The organism is Bacillus sp. B-jedd (genome assembly GCF_000821085.1).
Classification (GTDB): domain Bacteria; phylum Bacillota; class Bacilli; order Bacillales; family Cytobacillaceae; genus Bacillus_D.
In genome coordinates this window covers 603,382-629,849 of record NZ_CCXR01000001.1, presented here as the reverse complement: position 1 = coordinate 629,849, position 26,468 = coordinate 603,382, and the positions used below count along the sequence as shown (strand labels likewise).

23 protein-coding genes are annotated in these 26,468 nt (G+C 47.3%); 15 read left to right on the top strand and 8 right to left on the bottom strand.

Going from position 1 to position 26,468, the window contains the following annotated elements; all coding sequences use genetic code 11:
• Positions 1-8 precede the first annotated feature (8 nt).
• Positions 9-1,115: a GerAB/ArcD/ProY family transporter gene (locus BN1002_RS03040; RefSeq protein WP_048823570.1), complete on the top strand. Its 1,107-nt coding sequence runs from the start codon at positions 9-11 to the stop codon at positions 1,113-1,115.
• Positions 1,116-1,162: 47 nt separating this feature from the next.
• Here BN1002_RS03040 and BN1002_RS03035 read toward each other — a convergent pair whose 3' ends face one another.
• The 4 genes from BN1002_RS03035 to BN1002_RS03020 form a co-directional block, all read right to left on the bottom strand.
• Positions 1,163-2,149, bottom strand: coding sequence for a proline dehydrogenase family protein (locus tag BN1002_RS03035; RefSeq protein ID WP_048823569.1), 987 nt, complete (start codon positions 2,147-2,149; stop codon positions 1,163-1,165).
• A gap of 329 nt (positions 2,150-2,478) precedes the next feature.
• On the bottom strand, positions 2,479-2,952 hold the full coding sequence (locus BN1002_RS03030) for a DUF1259 domain-containing protein (protein WP_048823568.1): 474 nt from the start codon (positions 2,950-2,952) through the stop codon (positions 2,479-2,481).
• Positions 2,953-3,028: 76 nt separating this feature from the next.
• Positions 3,029-3,787: a sporulation protein YunB gene (gene yunB, locus BN1002_RS03025; RefSeq protein WP_048823567.1), complete on the bottom strand. Its 759-nt coding sequence runs from the start codon at positions 3,785-3,787 to the stop codon at positions 3,029-3,031.
• A gap of 151 nt (positions 3,788-3,938) precedes the next feature.
• The gene (locus BN1002_RS03020; protein WP_048823566.1) at positions 3,939-5,879 is read right to left on the bottom strand and encodes an FUSC family protein; all 1,941 of its coding nucleotides are present in this window, start codon (positions 5,877-5,879) and stop codon (positions 3,939-3,941) included.
• Between the two features lie 772 nt (positions 5,880-6,651).
• Between BN1002_RS03020 and ilvE the strand changes: the two genes are divergently transcribed.
• The 11 genes from ilvE to BN1002_RS02965 all read left to right on the top strand — a co-directional run bounded on the left by ilvE (position 6,652) and on the right by BN1002_RS02965 (position 20,670).
• The gene (ilvE, locus tag BN1002_RS03015; protein ID WP_048823565.1) at positions 6,652-7,560 is read left to right on the top strand and encodes a branched-chain-amino-acid transaminase; all 909 of its coding nucleotides are present in this window, start codon (positions 6,652-6,654) and stop codon (positions 7,558-7,560) included.
• Between the two features lie 10 nt (positions 7,561-7,570).
• Positions 7,571-9,238 carry a dihydroxy-acid dehydratase gene (gene ilvD, locus BN1002_RS03010; RefSeq protein WP_048823564.1) on the top strand — a complete coding sequence of 556 codons (1,668 nt, stop codon included), beginning with the start codon at positions 7,571-7,573 and terminating at the stop codon, positions 9,236-9,238.
• 413 nt (positions 9,239-9,651) lie between these two features.
• The gene (gene ilvB, locus BN1002_RS03005; RefSeq protein ID WP_048827691.1) at positions 9,652-11,376 is read left to right on the top strand and encodes an acetolactate synthase large subunit; all 1,725 of its coding nucleotides are present in this window, start codon (positions 9,652-9,654) and stop codon (positions 11,374-11,376) included.
• Positions 11,373-11,894 carry an acetolactate synthase small subunit gene (ilvN, locus tag BN1002_RS03000; protein ID WP_048823563.1) on the top strand — a complete coding sequence of 174 codons (522 nt, stop codon included), beginning with the start codon at positions 11,373-11,375 and terminating at the stop codon, positions 11,892-11,894. Before ilvB ends, ilvN begins: the two co-directional genes overlap by 4 nt.
• Before the next feature lie 37 nt (positions 11,895-11,931).
• Positions 11,932-12,942, top strand: a complete 1,011-nt coding sequence (gene ilvC, locus BN1002_RS02995; protein ID WP_048823562.1) for a ketol-acid reductoisomerase — start codon at positions 11,932-11,934, stop codon at positions 12,940-12,942.
• A 97-nt stretch (positions 12,943-13,039) separates the two neighbouring features.
• On the top strand, positions 13,040-14,587 hold the full coding sequence (locus tag BN1002_RS02990; protein WP_048823561.1) for a 2-isopropylmalate synthase: 1,548 nt from the start codon (positions 13,040-13,042) through the stop codon (positions 14,585-14,587).
• A gap of 66 nt (positions 14,588-14,653) precedes the next feature.
• Positions 14,654-15,760 carry a 3-isopropylmalate dehydrogenase gene (gene leuB, locus BN1002_RS02985; protein WP_048823560.1) on the top strand — a complete coding sequence of 369 codons (1,107 nt, stop codon included), beginning with the start codon at positions 14,654-14,656 and terminating at the stop codon, positions 15,758-15,760.
• Between the two features lie 16 nt (positions 15,761-15,776).
• Complete coding sequence (leuC, locus tag BN1002_RS02980) at positions 15,777-17,195, top strand: 3-isopropylmalate dehydratase large subunit (RefSeq protein WP_048823559.1); 1,419 nt, start codon at positions 15,777-15,779, stop codon at positions 17,193-17,195.
• On the top strand, positions 17,196-17,777 hold the full coding sequence (gene leuD / locus BN1002_RS02975; RefSeq protein ID WP_048823558.1) for a 3-isopropylmalate dehydratase small subunit: 582 nt from the start codon (positions 17,196-17,198) through the stop codon (positions 17,775-17,777). It abuts the gene before it with no gap.
• Between the two features lie 23 nt (positions 17,778-17,800).
• Complete coding sequence (ilvA, locus tag BN1002_RS02970; protein WP_231574965.1) at positions 17,801-18,805, top strand: threonine ammonia-lyase; 1,005 nt, start codon at positions 17,801-17,803, stop codon at positions 18,803-18,805.
• Positions 18,806-19,014: 209 nt separating this feature from the next.
• Positions 19,015-20,670, top strand: coding sequence for a glycerol-3-phosphate dehydrogenase/oxidase (locus BN1002_RS02965; protein WP_048823557.1), 1,656 nt, complete (start codon positions 19,015-19,017; stop codon positions 20,668-20,670).
• 127 nt (positions 20,671-20,797) lie between these two features.
• On the opposite strand, the gene BN1002_RS02960 is transcribed toward BN1002_RS02965, so the two are convergent.
• Complete coding sequence (locus BN1002_RS02960) at positions 20,798-21,259, bottom strand: CD3072 family TudS-related putative desulfidase (protein ID WP_048823556.1); 462 nt, start codon at positions 21,257-21,259, stop codon at positions 20,798-20,800.
• The gene (locus BN1002_RS02955; protein ID WP_048823555.1) at positions 21,249-21,824 is read right to left on the bottom strand and encodes a CD3073 family putative ECF transporter S component; all 576 of its coding nucleotides are present in this window, start codon (positions 21,822-21,824) and stop codon (positions 21,249-21,251) included. Before BN1002_RS02955 ends, BN1002_RS02960 begins: the two co-directional genes overlap by 11 nt.
• 213 nt (positions 21,825-22,037) lie before the next feature.
• Between BN1002_RS02955 and BN1002_RS02950 the strand changes: the two genes are divergently transcribed.
• From BN1002_RS02950 to BN1002_RS23545, 3 genes are all read left to right on the top strand, one after another.
• On the top strand, positions 22,038-22,232 hold the full coding sequence (locus BN1002_RS02950; RefSeq protein ID WP_048823554.1) for a hypothetical protein: 195 nt from the start codon (positions 22,038-22,040) through the stop codon (positions 22,230-22,232).
• A complete protein-coding gene (locus BN1002_RS02945; protein WP_048823553.1) occupies positions 22,232-22,426 on the top strand; it encodes a YwbE family protein in 195 nt (64 codons plus the stop codon). Before BN1002_RS02950 ends, BN1002_RS02945 begins: the two co-directional genes overlap by 1 nt.
• A gap of 88 nt (positions 22,427-22,514) precedes the next feature.
• A complete protein-coding gene (locus BN1002_RS23545) occupies positions 22,515-22,892 on the top strand; it encodes a hypothetical protein (protein WP_148362722.1) in 378 nt (125 codons plus the stop codon).
• A 162-nt stretch (positions 22,893-23,054) separates the two neighbouring features.
• Here the strand turns inward: BN1002_RS23545 and BN1002_RS02935 are convergent, their stop codons facing one another.
• Together BN1002_RS02935 and BN1002_RS02930 are read right to left on the bottom strand one after the other, a co-directional pair.
• A complete protein-coding gene (locus BN1002_RS02935; RefSeq protein WP_048823551.1) occupies positions 23,055-24,422 on the bottom strand; it encodes an MATE family efflux transporter in 1,368 nt (455 codons plus the stop codon).
• A gap of 253 nt (positions 24,423-24,675) precedes the next feature.
• Entirely contained in the window at positions 24,676-26,403 is a 1,728-nt protein-coding gene (locus BN1002_RS02930; protein ID WP_048823550.1) for an ABC transporter ATP-binding protein, read from the bottom strand.
• Positions 26,404-26,468: the final 65 nt, after the last annotated feature.

Genomic DNA, 26,468 nt, shown 5'->3' with positions numbered 1-26,468 from the left:
GTGGCATAATGGCTTTAGTCCATGAAAATAGTAAAGTCTCACCTTTTTTCCTCTTTTTCCTGGTTCATTCCTCACAAGTTGGAGTAGGATTGCTTAATTTTCAATCTTCCATTGCCAAAGGGGCAGGCCAGGATTCATGGGTTTCTATTCTGATGGTGGGATTCAGCCTGAATATCTTGCTTTTTTTTGGTTTCAGGGTAATTAAAACGAGTTCCGGCGGAGACTTGCCTTCTTTTCATACAGAGACATTCGGAAAATTCTTCGGAAAACTCCTCAACGTGGGCCTGGTGTTTCACTTGATGCTTGGAGGATTTTTAGCCGTTTACAACTATGTTGATCTACTGCAAACATTCGCATTTGACCGAATACCGCTTTGGGAACTGACTTTTGCTCTATGCCTGGTCCTCTATTACATCGTGTCCGGCGGGTTCAGGGTCGTTACCGGAATGGCTTTTTGGGGAGTCGTGATTCCATTAGTGCTGATCCCCCCATTTTTAGTGCTGTTACAATATCTTCAGGTGGGAAATATCCTTCCCTTATTCAATCACGGTTTAAAAGATTATGTTTGGTCCGCCAAGGAAAGTGTTTATATGTTCCTAGGTTTTGAATGTATGTTCATTTATTTGCCTTTTATTAAAAATGGAATGAAAGCAAAGAAATGGGCTTATCTTGGACTTTTGGTAACCACCCTCCTCTATTTTGCCCTAACCATCCTGACATTTTTATACTATACCCAGGGAAAGCTGCTTCGGACTCAATGGCCGACATTGACAATGATCAAAGTCATTTCCTTTACTGTTGTGGAAAGTTTTGAATTCATTTTTATCTTTGTTTTTTTTATCGTGATTATTTCGTCCGTCTGTATTTTTCTATGGTCGTGCACAAGGACATTAAAAATTGCTTTCAATTTCAAACCCTCCCGGTCCCTTCTGGGAATTCTGACGGCTTATTTCCTAATGAATATTGCACTCGAAGACATCATATGGGGAAGGAAATTGAATAATATTTCTACTTATATTGGAATCGGATTTATATACGGCTACATCCCTTTCCTTTTTATCGTAAGCCTTATTAAAACGAAGCTTGAAAAGAGAAAAAAGAAATCCGCCAAATAAAAAACAGGCGGAATCCCCATACAGAGATTCCGGCCTGTTTCGATTAATTACTGTTTGTCCTTCTTATCTTTCCCTTTTGAAAGCCTGCCCACAAGGAATGCTCCTGCGGCAACTCCAAGGATGGTATTTGTTTTCTTATTGAAGACCTGTTTGAAAACGAGGTTCAGGTTTTGCGGCCGTTCCGCAAGGCGGCGCATAAAGTAGCCATACCAGTCTTTTCCGAATGGTACGTAAGTGCAGAAGTTGTAGCCTTCTTTTGCCAATTGAAGCTGCATGTCCCTGCGGAAGCCGTACAGCATCTGGAATTCAAATTTTTCATTCGGAATATTGTTTTCTTTAACAAACTGTTTCACATGGTTGATGACGTTATGGTCATGTGTCGCAATCGAAGTGAACTTGCCATTCAGCAAATGCCATTCGATCAGGCTGACATAGTTCGCATCGATTTCGCTTTTATTCTGATAAGCGATTTCCTCAGGCTCTTTATAAGCTCCTTTCACAAGGCGGATGCGGCTATTTTGATACTTTTCAACCTGGTTCTGGGCATCGTGCAGATAAGCCTGGATGACCGTCCCGATATTATCATAATCAGCGGATAACGCATCCACCAATTTTAAGGTTGCATCAAGATGGCCGGAGTCTTCCATATCAACATTGACGAACATATCATATTGCGCTGCCTTTGCAACGATTTCCCTCACATTCTCAAGGCAGAAATCGAAGTCGATATCAAGGCCGACCTGGGTCGGTTTGATTGAAATATGCGCATCAACCTGATGGTCATGAATTGCCTGGATCACATTAAGGATTTGCAGCTTCGCTTCGGTTGCTTCTTCTTCCTTATAGACGAACTCGCCAAGGTTGTCGACAGTTGCAGAAATCCCATGCCTGTTGAGCTCTTTAATGCTTTCAATGGTTTCTTCAATGGTTGTGCCGGCGACAACATTCTGCGCGCCAAGCTTCAACCCGTAGTTTTTCGCAGCTGTGTTCAGAAGCTGGTTTTTTGAAAGTCCGATAAAAATGTCTCTTAGCATCCCAATTGCTCCTTGCTGTTTTTTTCTCTATTATATCACGGCTCTTTTCAAAATTATCAATATTTAATTCTTAAAATATTTTCCTGGAATAACTTTTTTAACTTGTTTACGTTATTAATAGATTTAATTTCCAGAGATGGAATCCTATAGGACTGGCTTTACCATATTATTGTATATGAAGTACTTTAGTGGGGAGTATGCCTATACTCTGTATTCTCAATTTTTCTGCTTTACACACGAAAAAAGGGAATCCTGTATGAGGATCCCCTTCTTTGTTAACTTTATCGGTTAGAAGTTTCATTAGGTATTTTTTTTATCTCTTATTTTAATTAGGTGCCTTTATACTCTTTTGTTAACGCAATCGCATTAATTATTGTATTAGCCTGCTTAACCATATCTCCCTTACCTTGAAAATGGACATAGATAATTCTTGGTTTTTCATTTAACCAGTGATTATGGATAGCCGAAACCTCAAGACCACCTTTTCTTAATTCATCCACTACCTGATTTACCTCTTTTTGCAGCAACGCCATCTCACCCATTACTAACGTTTGACTTTCCACTTTTTTGAAACTTAACTCAAATGCTAAATCAACCATTTCCGGAGATACCTTGTTCCCCATATAGGTCACTTCAAGGTTTTTTCGGGGAATTCTTACCTTGCAAACCCCATCAGCTTTCTCGACCTTTGTTTTAAAGATTTGCTCCAAAACTTTGCAGTCTGTGTTCTGTTTTGCCGAAACATCGGTACTGGGCAATACGATAAAGGCTAATAGTCCAAGTATGATCATTACTTTTTTCATCCCGCACCTCCTCGTAATTAGCCTCCCCATGTTTTTGGGACATATGTAAAAAAGCCTGCAGAATCATCTGCAGGCCTTATCTGCCGCCATCTGGTATAACAATGGGATTAACTTCGCTGCCTCCCTTGCCTCCACCGTTATAATATTGCGGGACTTTTCCGGGCAAAAACAGATCACCAATTTTCACACTATTAACTACATCAATTTCCTTATCGATCAATGGGATAATGACGCTCATCTGGACATGGGTTTTGACATACACTTCTAGGTATGTGTTGTTGATGCCCGTCTCACGAATTTTTGTATCAATATTCGCGACCACATCGCCAATTATTTCAAATCGCACCGGTACCTTTGGACCAAGATTCGAAAACAGGATATTATTTGTAGCCATTCCTATTGGGATTTCATAGATTAAGCCTTTTTGTCGCTGAGATTTATCAACATTAAATTCCTTAAATGCCTCCAAATCTTTTATGTTCCCATCCTCCAGCAGGTTTAAATACCTCTGGACCCTATTCGTTACATCGGCAGTTACACGATTAGATAGCTTGGAATTAAAACTGTAGCCAATTTCGCCAGAGTTGTTGTGGACAATAATTAATTTCTCTACATCAATGTTTTCAATTGCATTTTCAGTTATTGCCTTATTAACCGCCTGGGAGGCAAACTCCCTTGCCTTCGTTTCAGCAATTTTTATCAAGCTTGGCTCAATGTATTTATTGATTAAGTTTAAACTTTGGTAAGATACAAAAACAAACGTAATTATGGTAATTAATAGTACATATTTTAAAGGCAGCGGTCCCTTCTTGCGATAGCGCCTTCTAATCTTCATCCGCAGGCCTCCCTCTGTACAGCCTATTACTTGTATATGCTTAAGTAAATGGGAGTAGTACAGGAGCACCTTTACATGGCATTTGGCAAATAGAGCCAACATGTAACAAATCGATTAATTGTTATGTCAAAATAAGATTAACACTCTTTTATTAAACGGTTTTTTCCCCAAAACTCAATGATTTTTGCAGGCTTAAAATCTCGTTCCGAATCTTTTCAAACCCCTTCATTTCAGGGATTTCTCTCTGCCCCACCGGAATGTTCTGTTCCGCTGACCTCGCCATTGTTTCAAAGGTATAAAGCAGCTGGGCCAGTACATCGTCCGACAAGGCCGCTCGCTTATCGTATTTTAAAGCAGAGTCAAGGTAGTAGCCTAACATTTCAATCGAAAAAATTGCCGGCCACAGAGATTCCAATTGCTTTTTCCTCGCAGCATTTTCTCCTAAAGCTGTAACATAAACAGTCGACAGATTTACCAGGTTTATATGCATTTTTCTGCTTTCCCTGCTTTCATGAAAAGACATGTTCCCATTCCTTTCTGAAAACAGCGCGACCAGGTACTGTCCTTGGCTTCGAATTGTTTTTGCAAGAAAATGATTTAACCTTCCAGAAGCCGCCTTGCGCCCAAATAAGAATACACCGAACAGGCCTATTAGGCTGCCAATGATAATATTCTCGGCCCTGGCTGTTGCAAAAAATGTAAAGTCATGGATGTTTGTGGAATACTCAGCAATCAGCAAAGCTGACGGGGTGATGAATACAACGGCTATGGCATAGTTCCGAACGATGAACATTTCTGTCAAAAAGGTCAGTGCAAAAATAGCGGCCGCCACCATATAGCCATTTTGAATATTCATGAGCAGCAGACTTGCTATGATTAGCCCGGCAATTGTTCCGAAGGTCCGCTGGATCGCTCTGTGATAGGTAGCGATGATTGTTGACCCAAGCATGACAGAACCACATGATAGCGGAATCCAGTATGACCGCTCAACGGGCAGGGCATGAGCCAGGAGAGTGGCAAACAGGAGAACCAGTCCGTATCTCAATGCCGATAAAAAAACAATCGAATTCTTATCAAAAGCACCAAGCAACAGCGTTTTTATTGAAGGCTTGGCAATTTTCACAGTACGGTTGATCTTTTCAATCGGCTCATTTAAAATGGCATCCGCATCATATATTTCGCTGAATAATCCGGCAATCCTTTCATCAGCCCGGTCTGGCTGGAGAATTTTCTCCATGTTTTTCTTCCTCGAACCAATTGCTTCAGCAATCGCGAGCAGCGATTGTCCAACTTCGGCAGGAAGGCTGTTTCCCTCACGCGAAAGCTCCAATAGTTCCAGAAACAAACGATTAGCGTGATCATTCAACAGGTACAAGCGCTTATACAGCTCACTATTCGTCCAAAAAGAATAGCCTGCCAGAAGGATTTCTTCCGCTTCCTTTAAGGCAGCGACCGTTTTGTGCTGTTCCCCGGCTATGCTTTCTTGTCCAGTATTAGCCGCAAAGCCCGCCAACTGGGTATACACCTTTTTAACGGCTGCGGTTTCAGGTCCGTGCGGATTGATAAACCATCCCGCCATGGCGATTAGCCAGGACAAAGTTCCCCCTAAAAATACTAGTCCTCCGCGGATTGGGGCATCGGCCGGAGTTGCGGGGATTCCTGATGCGATAGCAAAGCATAAAACGAAAAAGATTGCCGAAGGTCCAGTAATCCTCAGCGCCCCAAATATAAAAATTCCAACTGCTCCTGTTATCCCCAGCCCAATGGCCATGCCAAGAGGATAAGGAGCCAGCAGAATGCCCAAAGCCATTGACAAGGCAAGTCCCGCCACGATTAAGAAAAGCATTTTGGCACGCTGGGCGTAAGGCTGGTTAAAAACGTATAAATACGCAAATCCACCCATCCCTGCGGCGAGCCCTAATTTCATATGCCCAAATAAAAGCCCTAACAGGATTGGCAGGGATGAAGCCAGGCCTGCGCAAATTGCTTTCCTCCAGGGAAACGGATTTTTTTTGTAAATAAATGCGCTTTGGAATGTTTGCAAAAGTGTGTGGGATGCAGAACTATCCCCTTTTATATCTATTTTTTTCATTTTCTGTCCATCCTGCCCCCTATAGTGCGGCAGGAGCCTCCCTCTTTCAAAAATACTTTCTTATTATACGCTTATTTCTTTTTGAATTCCTTCATGTACTTCCTTGGAACCTTTTCCTGACAAAGCAAGGAAAGCCTTATTTTCACATCAGGACTGTTTGCATTTTTTTAAAAATATCTTAGTTAAAAGGTGGTTGTTAATTTTCGGTGAAGTTGATTGGAACGGAGGGGACTGACTCCGGCGGGATGAAGCGGCACGTGGAGACCCCTCGAAAAGCGAAAGCGCCTTGTTCAGCCCCGACCAGCGCTGGAGGGCCAGAAGGGGAAGTCGTTCTTTGACTTCACATTCGGGACCGAAGCGACCTCGAGGGGCTAGGCGCTGCAGCTGGACAAACAGGCGTCTATGACGCCGAGGAGGCTCCACGGTCCGCCCCGCGGAAAGCATGTCCCCGGAGTGGAAATCACCAATCAAGGATAACAAAGCAAAAAAAAATAAAAAAATTTATTTTTTCTATTATCCCTGACCTGTCAACATTGTAAACGCTATCATGTTAAACGAAAATTCTAACTTGTCAGATAATTGCTATTTTTTGACTTGAAAGTGCTAAAGGATGGGTGTATTATTAACGGAAATCTCAGAAAAGTAAGTTATCACTTTCACGTAATGATATTTCACTATTTGAAAGGACGACTTTTCAGGGAATTACCAACTATTTTAAGACACTGTGAATATATCAAACCTTTTGAATGGTTAAAGAGGAGTGGAAGTTGTTTTGGGCAGTCAGTATATTTTTCTTGGTGGTGAGTTTGTCAGGAAAGAAGATGCGGTCGTTTCAGTATACGACCATGGTTTTCTTTACGGCGATGGAGTTTTCGAGGGAATCCGGGTTTACAGCGGAAATGTTTTCCGTCTGGATGCGCACTTGAAGAGGCTTTACGAATCAGCCCATTCCATCATGTTGGCCATTCCCTATACAGCCGAGGAAATGACCCAAATCATTGTGGAAACGGTACGTAAAAATGAATTATCCAGCGCTTACATACGCGTGGTAGTTTCCAGGGGCATGGGAAACCTGGGGCTTGATCCGGCGTCATGTTCAAAGCCAAGGGTAATCGTGATAGCCGAGCCGCTGTCCCTTTTTCCGAAAGAACTATATGACCGCGGGTTGAAAGTCGGTTCAGTCGCGACAAGGCGGAACCGTCCGGATGTATTGAGCCCACAAATCAAATCCCTTAACTATTTGAACAATATTTTGGTTAAGCTTGAAGCGAACCAGGCAGGCGTTGATGAGGCGCTCATGCTAAATGACGAAGGATATGTAACTGAAGGCTCCGCTGACAACATTTTCATCATCAAGAACGGAGTCATTTATACCCCGCCAGTTTATCTCGGGGCATTGGAAGGCATTACGAGAAACGCCATTATCGACCTTGCCAGGGAAAATGGATATGAAGTCGTTGAACGGCCATTCACCCGGCATGACGTATATGTCGCCGACGAAGTTTTTCTTACCGGCACTGCAGTCGAGGTCATCGCCGTCATTGATGTAGACAGACGGAAGATCGGTGACGGAAAACCGGGGACAATCACGAATCACCTCCTCGAGGAGTTCAGAAAGCTCGTACTGGTGGATGGCGTCCAATGCTACCCGGAGGCCAAACAAAAAGCGGTCGTGGGCTAAGGAGGTCATCATGCGAAGCGATATGATTAAAATAGGGTTCGACAGGGCTCCTCACCGGAGTTTACTGTATGCAACCGGAGTAAAAACAAGCGATCTTGAAAAACCTTTTATCGGAGTTTGCAATTCATATATTGATATTATTCCCGGCCATAAACATCTGAATGTTTTTGCAGAGGTCGTCAAGCAGGCGATTCGGGATGCGGGCGGCGTCCCATTCGAATTCAACACAATCGGCGTCGATGATGGGATTGCGATGGGACACATCGGGATGCGCTATTCGCTCCCAAGCCGTGAAATCATTGCCGACAGCGCGGAAACAGTTATTAACGCCCACTGGTTTGACGGGGTCTTCTATATTCCGAACTGCGACAAGATTACGCCAGGAATGCTGATGGCGGCGGCGAGGACAAACGTCCCTTCTGTTTTCGTCTCGGGCGGACCGATGGAAGCAGGTGTTTCCTCAACAGGCAAGCCGCTTTCCCTCGTTTCCGTTTTCGAAGGCGTCGGTGCCTATAACCAAGGGACGATTACCCAGCAGGAATTGCTGGACATTGAAACAAATGCCTGCCCGACTTGCGGTTCCTGCTCCGGCATGTTCACCGCCAATTCAATGAACTGTCTGATGGAAGTGCTTGGCATGACGGTTCCCGGCAATGGAACCATTGTTGCCACCTCCAACACAAGGCACGAATTGATTAACAGGGCAGCGAAACATTTGATTGATTTGGTCAAAAAAGATATCAAGCCGCGCGACATTATGACGAAGGAAGCTTTTGATAATGCCTTCGCACTCGACATGGCGATGGGCGGCTCAACGAATACGGTCCTGCACACATTGGCCATTGCCCATGAAGCGGGTATCGATTATGACCTTCAGGAGATCAACCGCATTGCAGAGCGCGTTCCTTATCTTTCAAAAATTAGCCCGGCTTCCGATTATTCGATGCAGGATGTCCATAATGCCGGCGGGGTTAGTGCGATTATTCACGAGTTATGCAAAATTGACGGGCTGATTCATAAAGAAGCCCTCACGATTACCGGGGAAACTCTTTATGAAAGTGTAAAGGATGCCGAAATCACCAACGATCAGGTCATCCGAAGAAAAGACAACCCTTATAGCCCGGTTGGCGGTTTGTCCATCCTGTTCGGCAATATCGCCCCTGATGGCGGCGTCATTAAGGTCGGCGCAGTCGATCCTTCAATTAAGAGATTCACCGGGGAAGCAATTGTGTTTGAATCTCAGGAAGAAGCACAGGCGGGAATTGACAACGGAACTGTCAAATCAGGGCACGTCGTCGTCATCCGTTACGAAGGCCCTAAAGGCGGACCGGGAATGCCAGAAATGCTCGCACCAACCGCGGCCATTGCCGGCCGAGGACTTGATAAGGAAGTCGCGCTCCTTACAGACGGCCGCTTTTCAGGGGCGAGCCGCGGCATCTCAGTCGGCCACATCTCCCCTGAAGCAGCCGAGGGCGGACCTATCGCCTTTGTTGAAAGCGGGGACCTCATCATAATTGACCTTGAGGCACGTTCCATCAACCTGATTATTGATGGCGATGTATTGGAGGAAAGGCGAAAAAGCTGGGTGAAACCAGAGCCGAAAATCAAAACCGGCTATCTGGCAAAATACGCTAAGCTTGTCACTTCTGCCAGCACAGGCGGAATCATGAAGTTCTAGAGAATCGTATATCACGAAATCGATGACGGGAATAAAGGAATGAGAGTTCGGTATTCACAGAGAGCCGGGGATGGTGGAAGCCCGGAAATACCGCTTATTCCGACATCCTCCCTGAGTGTTAAGCTGAACGGGCCATCCCAACTAGGCTTAGCCGGGTGTTTTTCAGCACCTGTTACAAAAACGGAGCGGAGCCCTTTTCCGCTTCATGAGGCAGCAGTTGCAAGACTGCTGTGAATCCGGGTGGTACCGAGAAAAGATCAATGCCTTTTCTCCCCGAAAATCCAGCTGTTAACAAAACGGCAGGAGTTTCGCGGGAGAAAAGGCTTTTTTATTTGCTAAAGCATAAAAGCCTGATGTCCCCTGAGTGGAAAAAAGCAAAGAAAAAAATAAGTAAAAACTGGAGGGATTTCAACGTGAAAGTGGAAGCAATGCCGGCCATGGAGCGGGCTGTCACACCAAAAACGGGTGCCGATGTCCTAATTGAATCATTAGTGAGCGAGGGCGTCGATACGATCTTTGGATATCCGGGAGGGGCGGTACTCCCCATTTACGATGCCATCTATCGGGCCAGGGACCAAATTAAACACCTGCTATTCAGGCATGAACAGGGCTCTATCCACGCGGCTGAAGGATATGCCCGCGTGACCGGAAAGCCCGGCGTCGTGATCGCGACATCCGGCCCGGGCGCAACAAACCTTATTACCGGAATCGCGGATGCCATGATGGATTCCCTGCCGCTCGTCATTTTTACAGGCCAGGTCGCGACAGGCGTCATTGGAACCGATGCATTCCAGGAAGCCGACATTATCGGGATTACTACTCCGATTACGAAGCACAACTACCAGGTCCGTTCAATTGCCGAATTGCCAAGGATTATCAAAGAGGCTTTCCATATTGCCACAACAGGCAGGCCAGGCCCGGTTGTCATTGATATGCCCAAGGATATTTCCGCCAATCCTGTCTATTCAAACGAAATGAATACAGCCTTCCACTTGCCGGGATACCAGCCGACAACAAGGCCGAATCCACTCCAAATCAATAAGCTGGCAGATGCCTTATCCAGAGCGAAGCGTCCGGTCATCCTGGCTGGCGCGGGCATTCTGCACGGCAGGGCAACTGTTGAATTGAGGGAACTGGCCGAAAGGCACCAGCTTCCGGTCACGACCACCTTGCTCGGTCTCGGCAGTTTCCCCGGCAATCATGAATTATCTCTTGGAATGGCTGGGATGCACGGTACATACGCCGCGAACATGGCGTTGTATGAATGCGATTTGCTCGTTAACATCGGAGCCCGTTTCGATGACCGCCTGACAGGCAATCTGAAACATTTTGCTCCTAACGCGAAAGTGGCCCATATCGATATTGATCCTGCGGAAATAGGCAAGAACGTTCCGACTAGCATCCCAATCGTCGCCGACGCCCGCGAGGCATTGACGGAAATATTGAAACAAGCATTTGAAGTTACGCATCATGAAGACTGGTTGAAAAAGCTGGCGGAAAACAAGCAGGCATACCCTCTTTGGAACGAAGATTATGGGCAGGCGCTCAGCGCACAGGAGGTCATTCAGGCTGTTTACCGCGCCTCGGGCGGTGAAGCGATTGTGACCACTGATGTCGGCCAGCACCAAATGTGGGCCGCCCAGCATTACACGTTGGATAATCCGGACCATTGGGTTACCTCCGGTGGGCTAGGGACGATGGGCTTCGGCTTCCCGGCTGCGATTGGCGCCCAGCTTGCCGCGCCGGATAAAACCGTCATCGCATTTGTTGGGGACGGCGGATTCCAGATGACACTTCAGGAACTTGGGGTCCTTCAGGAAAAGAACCTTCCTGTCAAGGTCATTATTGTCAACAACGGAGCCCTGGGCATGGTTCGCCAATGGCAAGAGGAATTTTACGACGAACGCTATTCCGAATCCCTCCTCCCTGTCCAGCCCGATTTTGTCAAATTGGCGGATAGCTATTCCATCCGGGGAGTGAAAATCCAAACGAAGGAAGAACTGATGAGGATTTTGCCTGAAGCTTTGGCATATGAGGGTCCTGTTGTCATTGATTGCCGGGTTGTCCTGACGGAAAACGTCTATCCGATGATCGCGCCGGGCAAGGGATTGCATGAAATGATAGGGGTGAAACCATGAGAAGGATCATTACAGCCACCGTGCAAAATAAAAGCGGCGTCCTCAATCGGGTTACAGGCCTCCTACAGCGTCGCCAATTCAATATTGAAAGCATCTCTGTCGGCCAAACCGAAATCGACGGCATTTCAAAAATGACCCTCGTTGTCGATGTGGAAGACAGCCAGAAACTTGAGCAACTTACGAAGCAATTGAATAAACAGATTGATGTTTTAAAAGTTTCAGATATTACGGATAAAGCAATTGTCCTCAGGGAACTTGCCCTAATCCGTGTGGCAAGCAGCGGGCAGCTCCGCCGGGAAATCAAGGAAATCATTGACCCGTTCCGGGCCGCTGTTATCGATGTCAGCAAAGAAAGCCTAGCCATCCAGGTGACCGGAAAGCCAGAAAAAGTTGAAGCACTGATTGATCTCCTCCGTCCGTACGGAATTAAGGAAATTGCCAGGACTGGTGTAACCGCCCTATTGCGCGGGAACCAGCCGCAAGTAACGGAATTTCCCTCTTATTCTTTACAAATATAAACCTACTAATTTTCTTAATCGAAAGGATGAATTAACAATGGCAAAAGTACTTTACAATCAGGATATTTTCGAAGAGGTTTTGAAATCTAAAAAAATCGCGGTCATCGGCTATGGTTCTCAGGGCCATGCCCACGCACTGAACTTGAAGGACAGCGGCTTTGACGTCGTTGTCGGGTTAAGGGAAGGACGTTCCTGGGATAAGGCAGCGGAAGATGGCGTCGCCGTTTGCTCTGTTGCCGAGGCGACTGCCCAGGGGGATGTCGTTATGGTACTCCTTCCGGATGAAAGGCAGACCCAGGTTTATGAAGAAAGCATCAAAGCGAATCTGAAGCCGGGTGCAGCACTTGTTTTTGCTCATGGCTTCAATGTCCATTTCAACCAGATCGTCCCTCCTGCTGATGTGGATGTATTCCTGGTAGCTCCTAAGGGTCCAGGACATCTCGTCCGCCGCACCTATCAGGAAGGCGCCGGCGTCCCTGCCCTTTTCGCGGTCTACCAGGACTACACCGGCCAGGCACGTGAGATTGCCCTTGCCTATGCGAAAGGAATCGGTTCCGCCCGCGCGGGAGTATTGGAGACAACGTTCCAAGAAGAAACCGAGACCGATCTCTTCGGCGAACAGGCCGTCCTTTGCGGCGGGCTGACCAGCCTCGTGAAAGCAGGATTTGAAACATTGACAGAAGCAGGCTACCAGCCAGAACTCGCCTACTTCGAATGCCTGCACGAATTAAAACTGATTGTCGACCTCATGTATGAAGGCGGCCTTGAAAATATGCGCTATTCAATCTCGGATACTGCTCAATGGGGAGATTTCGTTTCCGGTCCACGCGTTGTCAATGACGATACGAAGGCCCGCATGAAGGAAATCCTCCATGACATTCAGACAGGAGCTTTTGCAAAAGGCTGGATTCTTGAGAATCAAGCGAACCGCCCGCAGTTCAATGCCATCAATTCGAAAGAAAATAACCATCCGATCGAGAAAGTTGGCCGCGAGCTCCGCGAGCTGATGCCATTTGTTAAACCAAAGCAGAAAGTATTGTCACGTTAATCACAAGTCCGAGCAGATTAACAAAATTAAAATCCTGGCCCCCTTCCCTGCTATCAAAGGGATTGGGGCCGACAAAAAATGAAGGAAGGGAATTCAAATGGTGCAGAGCATTCACATTTTCGATACGACACTGCGTGATGGAGAGCAATCTCCGGGCGTTAATTTAAATCAGCTGGAGAAGCTGGAGATTGCCAGGCAGCTGGAGAAGTTTGGCGTGAATGTGATGGAGGCCGGTTTTCCCGCTTCTTCACAGGGTGACTTTGATGCAGTCAGGACGATTGCCCGGACAGTCAGGAATGTATCGATTGCCAGCCTGGCGCGGGCTACAAAATCGGATATCGATATTACCTGGGAGGCATTGAAGGAAGCTGAGGCCCCTCGCCTCCATATGTTCCTGGCTACTTCCCCAATCCACATGACGTATAAGCTGAAAAAATCACCTGAACAGGTCATTCAGCTCGCTTCCGAAATGGTCCGTTATGCAAGGGAGAAGTTCCCGGTGGTTGAATGGTCGGCAGAGGATGCATCGCGTTCCGACCTCGGTTTTCTTGCCCAGATCATTGAAAAAGTGATTGATGCCGGAGCGACCGTCATCAATCTTCCAGACACAGTCGGCTATGCGACACCTGAGGAATATGGCCGAATGTTCCGTTATGTGAAAGAGCATGTTCCGAACATTCATAAAGCGGTTCTGTCCGCCCATTGCCACGATGATCTTGGCCTCGCTGTTGCCAATACAATAGCCGCCATTGAAAACGGGGCGACACAGGTGGAAGGAACTATTAATGGAATTGGGGAACGGGCAGGCAACGCCGCTCTTGAAGAGTTCGCTATTGCCCTCGCCATCCGGCGTGACCAATATCCTTATTCAACGAGCCTCAACTTAAAAGAAATCAAGCGCACAAGCGATCTAGTCCGGAAGCTGACTGGCATGACGATTGCTCCAAATAAAGCAGTAGTGGGACAGAATGCTTTTGCCCATGAATCGGGCATTCATCAGGACGGTGTTCTCAAGCACCCGCAAACATACGAAATTATTGATCCATCCATGGTCGGAATTGAATCGAATGAGCTTGTCCTCGGGAAGCATTCCGGACGCCATGCGTTCAAGGATAAAATCCATCAACTTGGATTTTCGCTTGAAGATGAAAAAGCAGATGAAGCTTTTAAGCAATTCAAACTGCTGACTGACCGCAAAAAAGAAGTCACGGACGAAGATTTATTCACGATTTTAACCGATATCCAGACCTCAGTTTCCGATGTGAAGAAGTACGAATTGCTGGCGTACCAGGTGCAGTCAGGTTCCATGAACCTCCCGACAGCAACTATCGCGCTCACAACTCCTGAAGGGATCCGGGTTGAGACAGCTAGAACAGGAAAAGGTCCTGTCGAAGCCCTGTATAACACACTTGAAGCACTTATTAAAGAAGATATCCATCTGGCCAAGTATCAACTGAGCTCTGTCGGCCAGGGCCGGGACGCCTTGGCAGAGGTCCATGTGAAAATGACTGTCAATGATGTCAAGGTAAGCGGGCGCGGCTCCTCGCAAGATGTCCTTGAAGCATCGGCAATCGCCTTTTTGAATGCTGTGAACCGCGTTTTTTACAGCCAGAATACAAAAGTTTTGCAAACTGCCAACAGTTAAAACATTCGAAGCTGCCATCGGTTTATAGTGCAGCTTCCATCCATAAAAACCAAGGAGGCCAATGCCGTGAAAAAACATATTGTCATGCTGCCAGGTGACGGAATTGGAAAAGAAGTAATGGAATCAGCAAAGGCCGTCTTAACGACAATCGCCGAGGAATTCGGCCACTCCTTCAGCTTTGAAAGCCATGATATCGGTGGCGTTGCGATTGACAGACACGGGAATCCCCTTCCCCCTGAAACAGCCGCGGCCTGCAAAAGAGCTGACGCCGTGCTGCTCGGGGCTGTCGGCGGCCCGAAGTGGGACAATAATCCTTCCCACCTCAGGCCGGAACGAGGCCTACTTGGGATTAGGAAGGAACTCGGCCTCTTTGCAAACCTGCGTCCAATAAAAGGTTTTGAAAAACTGCTTCACTCCTCTCCTTTAAAAGAAGAAGTCGTGAAAGGAAGCGACCTTCTTATTGTCAGGGAGCTGACTGGCGGGCTTTATTTCGGTACTCCGAGCGAGCGGCGCGATAACGGCCAGGTCGTTGTCGACACCCTCTTTTACAGCAGGTCTGAGATTGAACGGATTGTCGAGAAGGCTTTCGAATGCGCGCAGCAGCGCCGTAAGCATCTGACTTCTGTCGATAAAGCGAATGTACTTGAATCAAGCAAGCTTTGGCGGGAGATCGTTGAAGAGAAAAAACAGGACTTTCCCGATGTAAAAGTAGAGCATGTGCTGGTTGATGCTGCGGCCATGAAGCTGATTACGAACCCGTCTCAGTTTGATGTCATCGTGACCGAGAACATGTTTGGAGATATTTTAAGCGATGAAGCCTCTGTCCTGACAGGGTCGCTCGGAATGCTTCCTTCTGCCAGCCTGAGGGAAGACGGTTTCGGCCTTTATGAACCGGTCCATGGCTCTGCGCCGGATATCGCGGGGAAAGGAATTGCCAATCCGGTTGCGATGGTTCTTTCCGCAGCTATGATGCTGAGGCATTCCTTCCACTTGGCAGAAGAAGCCGATGTAATCGAAGAAACAGTCGAGTCGATCCTGAATGCGGGATTCCATACCGCTGATTTAAAAACCGAATCCGGCAAAAAGGTTGGGACTGCTGAAATGACGGCACTAATCATCGAATCGATTAAAACAAGAAATACAGCAAACTGCATTATGGATTGCTACGCTTAATGAAGGAGGTTTGACCATGAGTACTGCCAAAACAATCATCGAAAAAATTTGGGATTCTCACGTTGTCCACCAGGAAGAAGGCAGGCCGGATCTCCTCTATATCGACCTGCATCTTGTCCACGAAGTCACCTCGCCGCAGGCATTTGAAGGGCTAAGGATGAATGGACGCCCTGTCCGCAGGCCGGATCTTACTTTTGCGACAATGGACCATAATGTCCCGACGAAAAATCAGTCAGTTATTAAAGATGTAATTTCCAGGAAACAAATCGATACATTAAAGCAAAATTGCAGCGAGTTCAATATTCCGCTCGCGGATATCGCGCATCCCGATAATGGGATTGTTCACGTCATCGGCCCTGAACTCGGGTTAACCCAGCCGGGTAAAACGATTGTTTGCGGAGACAGCCACACTTCCACCCACGGTGCGTTTGGGGCACTTGCCTTCGGGATTGGTACTAGTGAAGTCGAACATGTCCTCGCAACCCAGACCCTTTGGCAGCAGCGCCCGAAGACGCTGAATATCAAAGTAAATGGCAGTCTTGGCTTTGGCGTGACCGCGAAGGACTTGATTTTAGCGATCATCGCGCAAAATGGCGTCCGGTTTGGCACCGGCTATGTAATTGAATATACAGGCGAAGCCATCCGCTCCCTTTCCATGGAAGAAAGAATGACCGTCTGCAATATGTCCATTGAGGCAGGCGCGCGTGCCGGCCTGATTACTCCGGATGAGACGACCTTTAATTATCTTCGCGGAAGAAGATATGCACCACAAGGAGCTGATTTTGACAAAGCGGTTGAAAAGTGGCGCGCGCTTGCGACAGATGAAGGCGCCGTTTATGACCACACGATTGAAATTGATGCTTCGAAAATCGCTCCTCAGGTAACATGGGGAACGAATCCAGGAATGTGCATCCCGGTTGATGCCACGATTCCAACGCCTGAGTCGGCGGCGACGGATAGTGAAAAGCAGGAAATCGAGCGGGCTTTGGAATATATGGGCCTTGAAGGCGGAATGCCGATTTCCTCCGTTACCATTGAGCATGTGTTTATCGGATCGTGCACAAATTCCCGACTAAGCGATTTGCGGCGCGCCGCTTCCGTAATCCAGGGCCGAAGCGTCAAGCCTTCCGTCCGGGCCATTGTTGTGCCTGGGTCAAAGAGCGTGAAGGCTGCCGCTGAACAGGAAGGGCTGGATGCCATTTTCAAAAATGCCGGCTTTGAATGGCGCGATGCCGGCTGCAGTATGTGCCTGGCGATGAACGATGACTTCGTTCCTCCTGGCGAACGCTGTGCCTCAACATCGAACCGGAACTTCGAAGGCCGCCAGGGTACCGGCGCGCGCACACATCTTGTCAGCCCTGAGATGGCGGCAGCGGCTGCAATCGAAGGCCGTTTTGTCGACATCCGTGAATTTGCCGCAATGGAGGTCATGTAAATGGAACCAATTACAGTCCATACTGGTCTTGCTTTTCCGCTTGACCGCAGCAATGTTGACACCGACCAAATCATACCGAAACAGTTTTTGAAAAGGATTGAACGCCAAGGGTTCGGGCAGTTCCTGTTTTACAATTGGCGGTTTGACCATGACGGCAATCCGATTAAGGAATTCCCTCTTCATGATGGAAAATACACTGGCGCCTCGATATTGCTCGCTGGAGATAATTTCGGCTGTGGTTCCTCAAGGGAACATGCGCCATGGGCTTTATTGGATTATGGTTTCAAAATCGTCATCGCGCCAAGTTTTGCCGATATTTTCAAAAACAACTGCGTCAAGAATGGCATCCTGGCGATTGAAATGCCGTATGAAGAACTCCAGCCGCTCATGCAAAAAGCAGAGTCTGGCAATCTTTCTTTAACTGTCGACCTCGGAGCGCAGACCGTCACGGATGCGGATGGGTTTTCCTATCAGTTCGATATCGCCGAGTATTCGAAGGAAATGCTCTACAACGGCCTTGATGATATTGGCATCACCTTATTATATGAAGAAAAAATTACAGAATTTGAGAGCAGGCAGTAGCTACAATATGCAAAACTTATTAAATGAAGGAGCGTGAACCCCTTGGGGATTCTTTAACGACTAACATGATTTCCGATGCAATGGAACAATTGGCAGGTACCGTCTATCGGACACCGCTAACCACATCTACATTCCTGAATGATCTTGCCGGAAAAAACGTCTATTTCAAAATGGAAAATCAGCAGAAGACAGGTGCTTTTAAAATTCGCGGCGCGAGCTATAAAATGTCCCGGCTGACCGGAAAGGAAGCGCAAAAAGGCGTGATTGCCGCTTCTGCTGGCAACCACGCCCAAGGAGTGGCTTTCGCCGCTTCAAAACGAGGAATTGCCGCCACAATCTATATGCCCGAGAATACGCCGGAAGCCAAAATCAAGGCAACGGAATATTACGGAGCGCGGACTGTCATTACCGGCGCTTCCTTCCAGGAAGCATATGAAGCGGCGCTCCTTGAGCAAAAGCGTACGGGCAGCTATTTCCTCCATCCTTTTGACGATTATGATGTGATGGCCGGACAGGCAACGATTGCCGTTGAGATGCTGAAACAGCAGCCTTTTCTCGATACTCTCATCGTTCCGGTGGGAGGCGGCGGACTGATTAGCGGCGTCGCGGTCGCGGCAAAGGAATTGCAGCCAAAGATCCGGATTATCGGCGTCCAGGCGGAAGGGGCAAAGATCGTCCATGATCAATTCCATAACCGCCCTTCCAGCCGGTTTGCCGGAACGATTGCGGAAGGGATTGCCGTCAAGGAGCCGGGCGAGCTGACCATGCCGATCATCCGGCACTATGTAGACGATATGGTTAGCGTCAGCGATCACGACATTGCCAATGCCATTGTTTGCATGCTTGAAAGGAAAAAAACATTAGTCGAAGGGGCTGGAGCCGCGGCCTTTGCCGCCCTCCTCACCCACCGCAGCACGATTCGCTCCAAAAACTGCGGCATCATCGTTAGTGGCGGCAACATGGATGTATCCAGACTAGGGTACATCCAGCAGCTTGCTTATGACGGGCCGATGACTTGTATGGCATGATACGCAGATATCGCAATAAAATATGGAAGGAAGCCAGCTTTTTGAAATAAGTCGGCTTCTTTTTTTTGCCCCCTCTTTCAGTTTTAGTCGGAACGTTTCCTTATCGGAGATATAGGATATATAACATAGTACGAATATGAGCGGAAAGACACAGAATCAAATCTTTTTTGTGTCATTGGGATCTTTTTGCGTGAGGGAGGAATTTCGCCATGGCCTTTTCAAATCTTAACCGGGATAAAATCGTGGAAAGTTTAAAAGAAGAGCTGTTTGATGTATTGATTATTGGCGGTGGTATTACCGGAGCGGGCATTGCTTTGGATGCTACCGCCCGGGGAATGAAAGTAGCGCTTGTGGAAATGCAGGATTTTGCAGCCGGGACATCCAGCCGTTCGACAAAGTTGGTCCACGGGGGCCTCCGCTATTTAAAGCAATTCGAAGTGAAGCTTGTTTCGGAAGTCGGCCATGAACGGTCGATCGTCTATGAAAACGGACCGCACGTGACCAAGCCGGAATGGATGCTCCTCCCTTTTCATAAAGGAGGGACGTTCGGAAAGCTTTCCACCTCCATCGGGCTGAAGGTCTATGATTTTCTCGCCGGGGTAAAGAAAGGCGAGCGCCGGACAATGCTTAGCGCGGATGAGACGCTTGCTAAGGAGCCGCTCATTAAAAAGTCCGGCTTAAAAGGCGGCGGTTATTATGTCGAATACCGCACAGATGATGCCCGGCTGACGATTGAAGTTTTAAAGGAAGCCGTTGAAAACGGGGCGGTGGCCATTAATTATTCGAAAGCCGACAAGTTCATTTATGAGGATGGGCGAATTTGCGGAGTGATTGTGAAGGATCTTTTGACAAACGAAGAATACGAACTCCGGGCAAAAAAAATCGTCAATGCGACCGGACCGTGGGTTGATAAAGTCAGGGAAGTCGATAACTCCCGGACAGGCAAGACGCTGCATTTATCCAAAGGCGTCCATATTGTCATTGATCAGACAGTTTTCCCTCTGAAACAAGCCATCTATTTCGATACTCCAGACGGACGGATGGTATTTGCCATCCCGCGAAACGGCAAAGCGTATGTTGGTACTACTGATACGTTTTACAACGGTGATATCGCAGATCCTGAGATTACGGATGCCGATAAAAACTATCTTCTTGAGGCCATTCACTATATGTTTCCGGAGGTGGTAATTAGCGATAAGGATATTGAATCTAGCTGGGCCGGCTTGAGGCCGCTCATCCATGAGGACGGAAAGGCCCCTTCAGAGATTTCAAGAAAAGATGAGATTTGGGAGTCCCCTACCGGCCTGATTTCGATCGCTGGCGGTAAGCTGACGGGCTACCGCAAAATGGCGGAAACGATCACTGATTTGCTCGCGAAGGAATTATCTGCTGAAGGCGGGCGCAGTTTCCCTCCCTGTACCACCCATATGCTGCCGATTTCCGGCGGGCATGTTGGCGGGGCGGTAAATTTCGCGGAATATGTTGAGAACCAGATTAATAGCGGTATTGAGGCAGGCTTTTCCGAGGAGCAGGCCATGCAGCTCGCTTCCTTTTACGGCTCGAATGTTCCTAAACTATTCGAACTCGTTTCCCGGCATCGGGAAGAAGCAGAGGAATATGGAATCCCACTGGTTCTTTTTGCACAGCTAATATATGCCATTGAATGTGAGATGGCGGTTACTCCAGTGGATTTCTTCAATCGAAGAACGGGAGATTTACTGTTTAATATTGATATAGTACGTGAGTGGAAGCAGCCGGTAACTGCGTACATGGATGATAAATTAGGATGGAGTGAAGAAGAAAAGTCGGCTTATATCATGGGCTTGAACGAAGCACTCGCAGAGGCCGTGGAGCCGGCGCAGTAAATCACGTTGCTGTTGCCTAGTGGCGGCTTTTAGAGAAGTTTTGCATAAAAAGGCGGCAACATCCAACTATCCATGACAGACCATAATTAACAAGACCCTATCGACAGCCGATAGGGTCTTGTTGTTGCTATAACTTATGAATTTCTCCGTCAAACACAGGATCTTCTGTGTTTGGTAAATACCAGAGGGTTTTTAGCGGCAGGTGGTTTTCAGTAAAGAGCTTGTGAAGTTCTTCCATGAATACTCCCCGCGTTTGATCGCATGATGGACTGCTCTGGATGCCCAGTATGCCTTCGATGATATACCCGCTTTTCACATATTCTTTTACCTGTTGTACCACTGGCTCAAGGATTTTCCTGCAGTGTACCCGGTACTCTTTCGTGTCGTATTCCTCATAGGTCATCGGCGGCCGGTCCAATCCAAGGAAGGTAAATTCAGGACATGGCAGCTGCAGGATGCCATACCCCTTTCCGACAATCCATTGCACAGCGGATGGGATTGCCCCCAGCGCCCTCGCTTCCCCATCAATGACGGTGTTTTGGTTAATGATGCAGTGGGAAGTGAGAATAATCCGTTTGCTACGCGGCATCCTTCTTCATTCCTTTATATGTTTTGTTGAAGACTGGCAGTTTAATAATAATCATCATGACAAGGAGGCATGTAACGATTTTATCTACAAAGTTGCCAGTGATCCTTGAAATGAACGTCGAGGCAAAAATGCTTTCCCCCGCGGAGCGAAGCCAAAGGACGACAAGATCCATCCCGCTTCCGTTCAGCCCGCCAAAGACGGCCACAGCAATTGGCGTCCCAATTAGCGGGGCCACAATTGAAAGAATGAACCCCGTCACTAAAGCGGTATACCATTTTGTAAAATCGAATCTCCTCGCGGCGAAGCCCACTACAATCGCGATAGCCACATTGACGAGGCCAAAGAAAATAGCTGTTGGCCCGGTCGTCACGCCCATCACGATGTTTGTCAAAACACCGACAAGTGCTCCCCACCATGGACCAAATAAAACAGCCATCAAAACCGTACCAATAGTATCCAAAAATAAAAGCGGTATTTTCATCCAGGAAACAATTGTCCCAAGCACTACATTCAGAGCAATGCAGAGCGCACCAAATGTAACCATCGTTGTTCTTCCGGTATTCATCCGTCTTCCTCCTAATAACCGTTCTACTCTGATTTTACTGCCCGCGGAAATATTTAGCAGAAGATTATTCTGATGCAAACCGCTTCAATCCATAGAGAAAATCGATAGGATGGGTTTGAAGGATAATTCATATTTTTCATTCCACCCCTTTCGCTTTTTGGCAAAAATGGATTATACTTGATTAACCATAGCTACAAAAAAGGAGATTATCTTATGGAAGAGAACAAGAACACTGAAGAGCCCAAGAAAATCAGCCTCCAGGAAGCCATGAAGCAGCAGCTGGCAAACAAGAAAAACCAGGCAGCGGCGGGTGCCAAAGGCAAAGGTGCCGGTGACACATCCACAAAGAAGATGAAAAGCCAATTGACAAAGAAGCCAAGCAATACCCGCCGGAAAATGGGTACCTAATGGACGGACAGAATCGAAAAGACCTTTCCCCCGGCATGACAGTTGATATCGTCTTAAAAGCGGATCAGCGGACCGGGAAGCTAACCAGAGGAATAGTCAAAGATATCCTCACCAAATCCGGCACCCATCCCCACGGCATCAAAGTCAGGCTGACCGATGGACAGGTTGGCAGGGTAAAACAGATTCATCAATAGTAATAAAGGAGTTGCCGCATATTCCGGCAACTCCTTTTTGTTTTGTTCGTTGAGTATGCGTCTATTCGACCGTATAGGTGATTTTTCCTTGTTGCGGTCGTTGAGAACAATTCTATTCGACCGTACAGCCGACTTTTTCTGGCTACGGTCGTTGAGAACAATTCTATTCGACCGCACAGTTGGTTTTTCTTCGCTGCGGTCGTTGAGAACACTTCTATTCGACCGCACATTCAATTTTTCTTCGCTGCGGGCGTTTAGAACGATCCTATTCGACCGCACATTCAATTTTTCTTCGCTGCGGGCGTTTAGAACGATCCTATTCGACCGCACAGCCGACTTTTTCTGGCTACGGTCGTTGAGAACGATCCTATTCGACCGTACCGCAGATTTTTCCTTGCTACGGGCGTTGAGAACAATTCTATTCGACCGTACCGTTAATTTCCCCCTCCTGCGGACGTTGAGTTAATGGAAAAGTGTTTCCCGAAGTCGTTCAGCATCCTCTTCTGGCAAAATCCCCATGCGTTTTTCTTCTTGGTCTATGATCATCGCCTTAACTCCATCATGTTCAACCAAATACTTCTTAAGCCGCTCGAAAAAAAGAAACCACTTTATCGTGGTTTCCCAAAAATCATACCGGCTGCACTTCAGCTTCGACAAGCGATTTCTTTTCCCAAACCCTGCTTTTCCAGCGGAAATACATGACGATTCCTCTGAACCACTCATCGGCGATAAAGGCAATCCAGATGCCGACCAGGCCATAGCCCATTGTTATTCCGAGGAAGTAGCCAAGCGGCACGCCTATTCCCCACATTGAAACAAATGCCATTTTCACAGGGAAGTTCGCGTCACCGGCTGCCCTTAAAGCAGCAATGATGACGATATTCAGTGTCCTGCCGGGTTCGAGGATAATTCCGAGCAAAAGAAGCTTTGCTCCCACACTGATTATTTCCTGGTTATCTGTGAAAATATCAAGCAAATTCTCGCGGAACAGAACCAGCGGGATCACGACAATAATGGTCATAATCAGGCTCAGCTTTACACTTTTCAAAAGACGGTGGTATGCCCCGTCATAATCGCCCGCGCCTACCTTATAGCCAACGAGAATTTGAGTCCCCTGGCCGAGCGCAATCGCAAAAAGCATCATGAATGCCATCACATTCCAAGTGTAAACCCTTGTAGTCAGTGCCATTGCCCCTATCATCGCAATGATGGCTGTCATCGCCATCTGGCTCGTGTTGTATACGAGATTTTCTCCAGCTGACGGAATACCGATTTTAAGAATTTTTTTAATAAATACCGGATTGAAGCTTGTGTAGTCTTCCTTTTTAATTCTCACTGGAAGGCGCTTATACAATAACCAGAAAATCATTGCAACCGCAATAGCGCGGCTGGCGGCTGTAGATAAGGCAACTCCCTGGATGCCCATCTGCGGCATTCCGAACAATCCATAAATTAATATGCTGTTGCCGGCGAGGTGAATGATGTTCATGAAAATTGAAATCATCATTGCTTCTTTTGAAAAGCCGTTTGCCCGCAAAATAGACGATGCCGTTACAAGGAGGGCTTGTGAAAACAGCGTTGCCCCTACAATCGTCAAATACTGTCCGGCAAGTCTGTGAATCTCGGGGGTAAGGTCGAACAGATTGAGGAACTGCCCCTTGAACAGGACAACCAGCGCGCTGATCGCAATCCCGAAAATAAGATTAAGGGAAATCGAGATTCCTGAGATCCTTCGCGCATCGTTCAGCAGCCCCGCCCCAAGATTTTGCGAAACAAGCACGGTTGTCCCTGTAGCGACAAAACCGAAAATTAGGATTGTGAAAAAGATCAGCTGATTGGCCACCCCTACAGCGGCGACGGCGTCATCCGAAACATAGGAAAGCATAAAGGTATCCGTGCTCCCCATCAGCATATGTAAAAAGGACTCAATGAAAATTGGCCATGTTAAAGCGAATAGACTGGGTTCTATGAAGCTATTTTTCTTTACTGCCTGCATACGTTGTTCCACCTTCTTCAAATATAGGACGCCTCTTTAACGGGCTGTCCAAATAACTAACTTTTTAACTCTAGTGTATTTCCTGGCTTATGTCCATGCTTTTTTGCAAGATTGCCTTTCTTTTGGCAAAAAGTATCCGTGGCCACAATCCCTTTGAGTTTCTCCAAACATTTTTAATTCTCTAAAGAGCATATGACCAATAACAGCCCCTTAGGATGGGCTCATTCAAAAAAGCATCCTAAAGGGCTGTTTGTTAGTTAACGAGGGTTGTTTCGTATTGTACCTTATGAAGGTTGGCAAAAATTCCGCCCGCTTCGATTAATTCCTCATGGCTTCCCTCTTCGGCAATCCCGTCCTCGGTGACAACGACAATCCTGTCAGCATTCCGGATGGTAGCCAGCCTGTGGGCAATAACAAGTGTTGTCCTGTTTTTGGACAGTTCAGCGAGCGCTTCCTGGATGATACGTTCTGTTTCCGTATCAAGAGCGGATGTTGCTTCATCCAGAATAAGAATTGGCGGGTTTTTCAGGAACATTCTTGCAATCGCGATCCTCTGCTTCTGCCCGCCGGAAAGCTTTAGTCCGCGTTCGCCGATCTGGGTATCATAGCCAGCCGGAAGGGAAGCAATAAAGTCTTCGAGGTGAGCGCGCTTTGCCGCGATCTCAATTTCCTCCTGGGTAGCACCAAGCAACCCATAGGCAATATTCTCCCGCAGCGTCCCGGTGAACAGGAACACATCCTGCTGGACAATCCCGATTTGCTGGCGAAGCGATTTCTTGGTCATGTCGCGGATATCGACGCCATCAATAAAGATTCCACCTTCATTCACATCATAGAAACGGGGAATGAGTGAGCAGATGGTTGTTTTACCCGCGCCGGAAGGACCGACAAAAGCAACCGTCTCCCCGTGATGGATGTCCAAATCAATTCCTTTTAAGACAGGTTTATGCTCATCGTAACTGAACGTCACGTCCCGGAAAGCAATATCGCCTTTCAGATGGGAAACATTTACAGCAGTCGACCTGTCAACGACGTCCGGGTGCTGGTCCATCAGCTCCGTAAATCGCTTGAAGCCGGCCATCCCTTTTGGATAGAGTTCAAGGATCGCGCTGATTTTATCTATTGGTTTGAAAAGGACATTGACGTAAAGGACAAATCCAACCATGGCTCCATAGCTGAGACTCCCTGTAAAATTGAGCCATGCGCCATATACTAGGACGACCAGGATCATCAGCCTCGTCGACATATACATACCAGACGAACTAAAAGACATAACTTTATAGGCAGCCAATTTTGCGCGGCGGAACTTGCGGTTGTTCTTTGTGAACCGTTCGATTTCAAACTCTTCATTCGTAAACGACTGGACAACCCGGATTCCCGCGACGCTATCCTCTACCCTGGCGTTTACATCAGCGATATCGCTGTACATGTTCTTCCAGGCCGCATTCATTTTCCGGTTGGCAAAAGAAATCAGCCAGATTAGGAACGGGGCAATAATCATCGCCGTAAGGGCCAGTTTCACATTGATGGTGAGCATAATCCAGAACGCCCCGACAAATGTCATCACGGCAATGAACAAATCCTCGGGTCCATGATGGGCGAGTTCCCCCAGGTCGAATAAATCATTGGTGATCCGGCTCATGATATGGCCGGTTTTCGTGTTGTCAAAAAAGCGGAAGGATTGCTTCTGGACATGCTCGAAAAGCTCCTGCCTCATGTCGGTTTCAATATTAATTCCGAGCTTATGGCCCCAATAGTTGACGATGAACTGGAGCAGCGTACTCACTATATATAATAGAAGAAGTCCGATACTTACCCCGACGATTGCATTCCAATTTCCGCTTGGCAGCAGCTTATCGATAAACCATTGGACGGCGAGCGGAAAGGCAAGTTCGAGTGCGGCAACAATGACCGCGCTAGTGAAGTCGATCATGAATAGCCTTCGATGAGGCCTGTAATAAGTAAAAAAACGCCGAATCATTCTGTATATCCCCCCATGTTCTTCCTGTGATTATATGCCAAAGCCGGGAGAATCTACAACAGAAA

Excerpts from the sequence above, each read along its gene's own strand:
- ilvD (WP_048823564.1), top strand. The coding sequence starts at position 7,571 with ATGCGAAGCGATATGATTAAAATAGGGTTCGACAGGGCTCCTCACCGG.
- BN1002_RS02930 (WP_048823550.1), bottom strand. The coding sequence starts at position 26,403 with ATGATTCGGCGTTTTTTTACTTATTACAGGCCTCATCGAAGGCTATTC.
- BN1002_RS02965 (WP_048823557.1), top strand. The coding sequence starts at position 19,015 with ATGGCCTTTTCAAATCTTAACCGGGATAAAATCGTGGAAAGTTTAAAA.
- BN1002_RS02960 (WP_048823556.1), bottom strand. The coding sequence starts at position 21,259 with ATGCCGCGTAGCAAACGGATTATTCTCACTTCCCACTGCATCATTAAC.
- ilvN (WP_048823563.1), top strand. The coding sequence starts at position 11,373 with ATGAGAAGGATCATTACAGCCACCGTGCAAAATAAAAGCGGCGTCCTC.
- BN1002_RS02990 (WP_048823561.1), top strand. The coding sequence starts at position 13,040 with ATGGTGCAGAGCATTCACATTTTCGATACGACACTGCGTGATGGAGAG.
- yunB (WP_048823567.1), bottom strand. The coding sequence starts at position 3,787 with ATGAAGATTAGAAGGCGCTATCGCAAGAAGGGACCGCTGCCTTTAAAA.
- ilvA (WP_231574965.1), top strand. The coding sequence starts at position 17,801 with ATGAAGGAGCGTGAACCCCTTGGGGATTCTTTAACGACTAACATGATT.
- ilvC (WP_048823562.1), top strand. The coding sequence starts at position 11,932 with ATGGCAAAAGTACTTTACAATCAGGATATTTTCGAAGAGGTTTTGAAA.
- BN1002_RS03020 (WP_048823566.1), bottom strand. The coding sequence starts at position 5,879 with ATGAAAAAAATAGATATAAAAGGGGATAGTTCTGCATCCCACACACTT.
- BN1002_RS02945 (WP_048823553.1), top strand. The coding sequence starts at position 22,232 with ATGGACGGACAGAATCGAAAAGACCTTTCCCCCGGCATGACAGTTGAT.
- BN1002_RS02950 (WP_048823554.1), top strand. The coding sequence starts at position 22,038 with ATGGAAGAGAACAAGAACACTGAAGAGCCCAAGAAAATCAGCCTCCAG.
- BN1002_RS02955 (WP_048823555.1), bottom strand. The coding sequence starts at position 21,824 with ATGAATACCGGAAGAACAACGATGGTTACATTTGGTGCGCTCTGCATT.
- leuC (WP_048823559.1), top strand. The coding sequence starts at position 15,777 with ATGAGTACTGCCAAAACAATCATCGAAAAAATTTGGGATTCTCACGTT.
- BN1002_RS03035 (WP_048823569.1), bottom strand. The coding sequence starts at position 2,149 with ATGCTAAGAGACATTTTTATCGGACTTTCAAAAAACCAGCTTCTGAAC.
- BN1002_RS03040 (WP_048823570.1), top strand. The coding sequence starts at position 9 with ATGGCTTTAGTCCATGAAAATAGTAAAGTCTCACCTTTTTTCCTCTTT.
- leuD (WP_048823558.1), top strand. The coding sequence starts at position 17,196 with ATGGAACCAATTACAGTCCATACTGGTCTTGCTTTTCCGCTTGACCGC.
- BN1002_RS02935 (WP_048823551.1), bottom strand. The coding sequence starts at position 24,422 with ATGCAGGCAGTAAAGAAAAATAGCTTCATAGAACCCAGTCTATTCGCT.
- BN1002_RS03030 (WP_048823568.1), bottom strand. The coding sequence starts at position 2,952 with ATGAAAAAAGTAATGATCATACTTGGACTATTAGCCTTTATCGTATTG.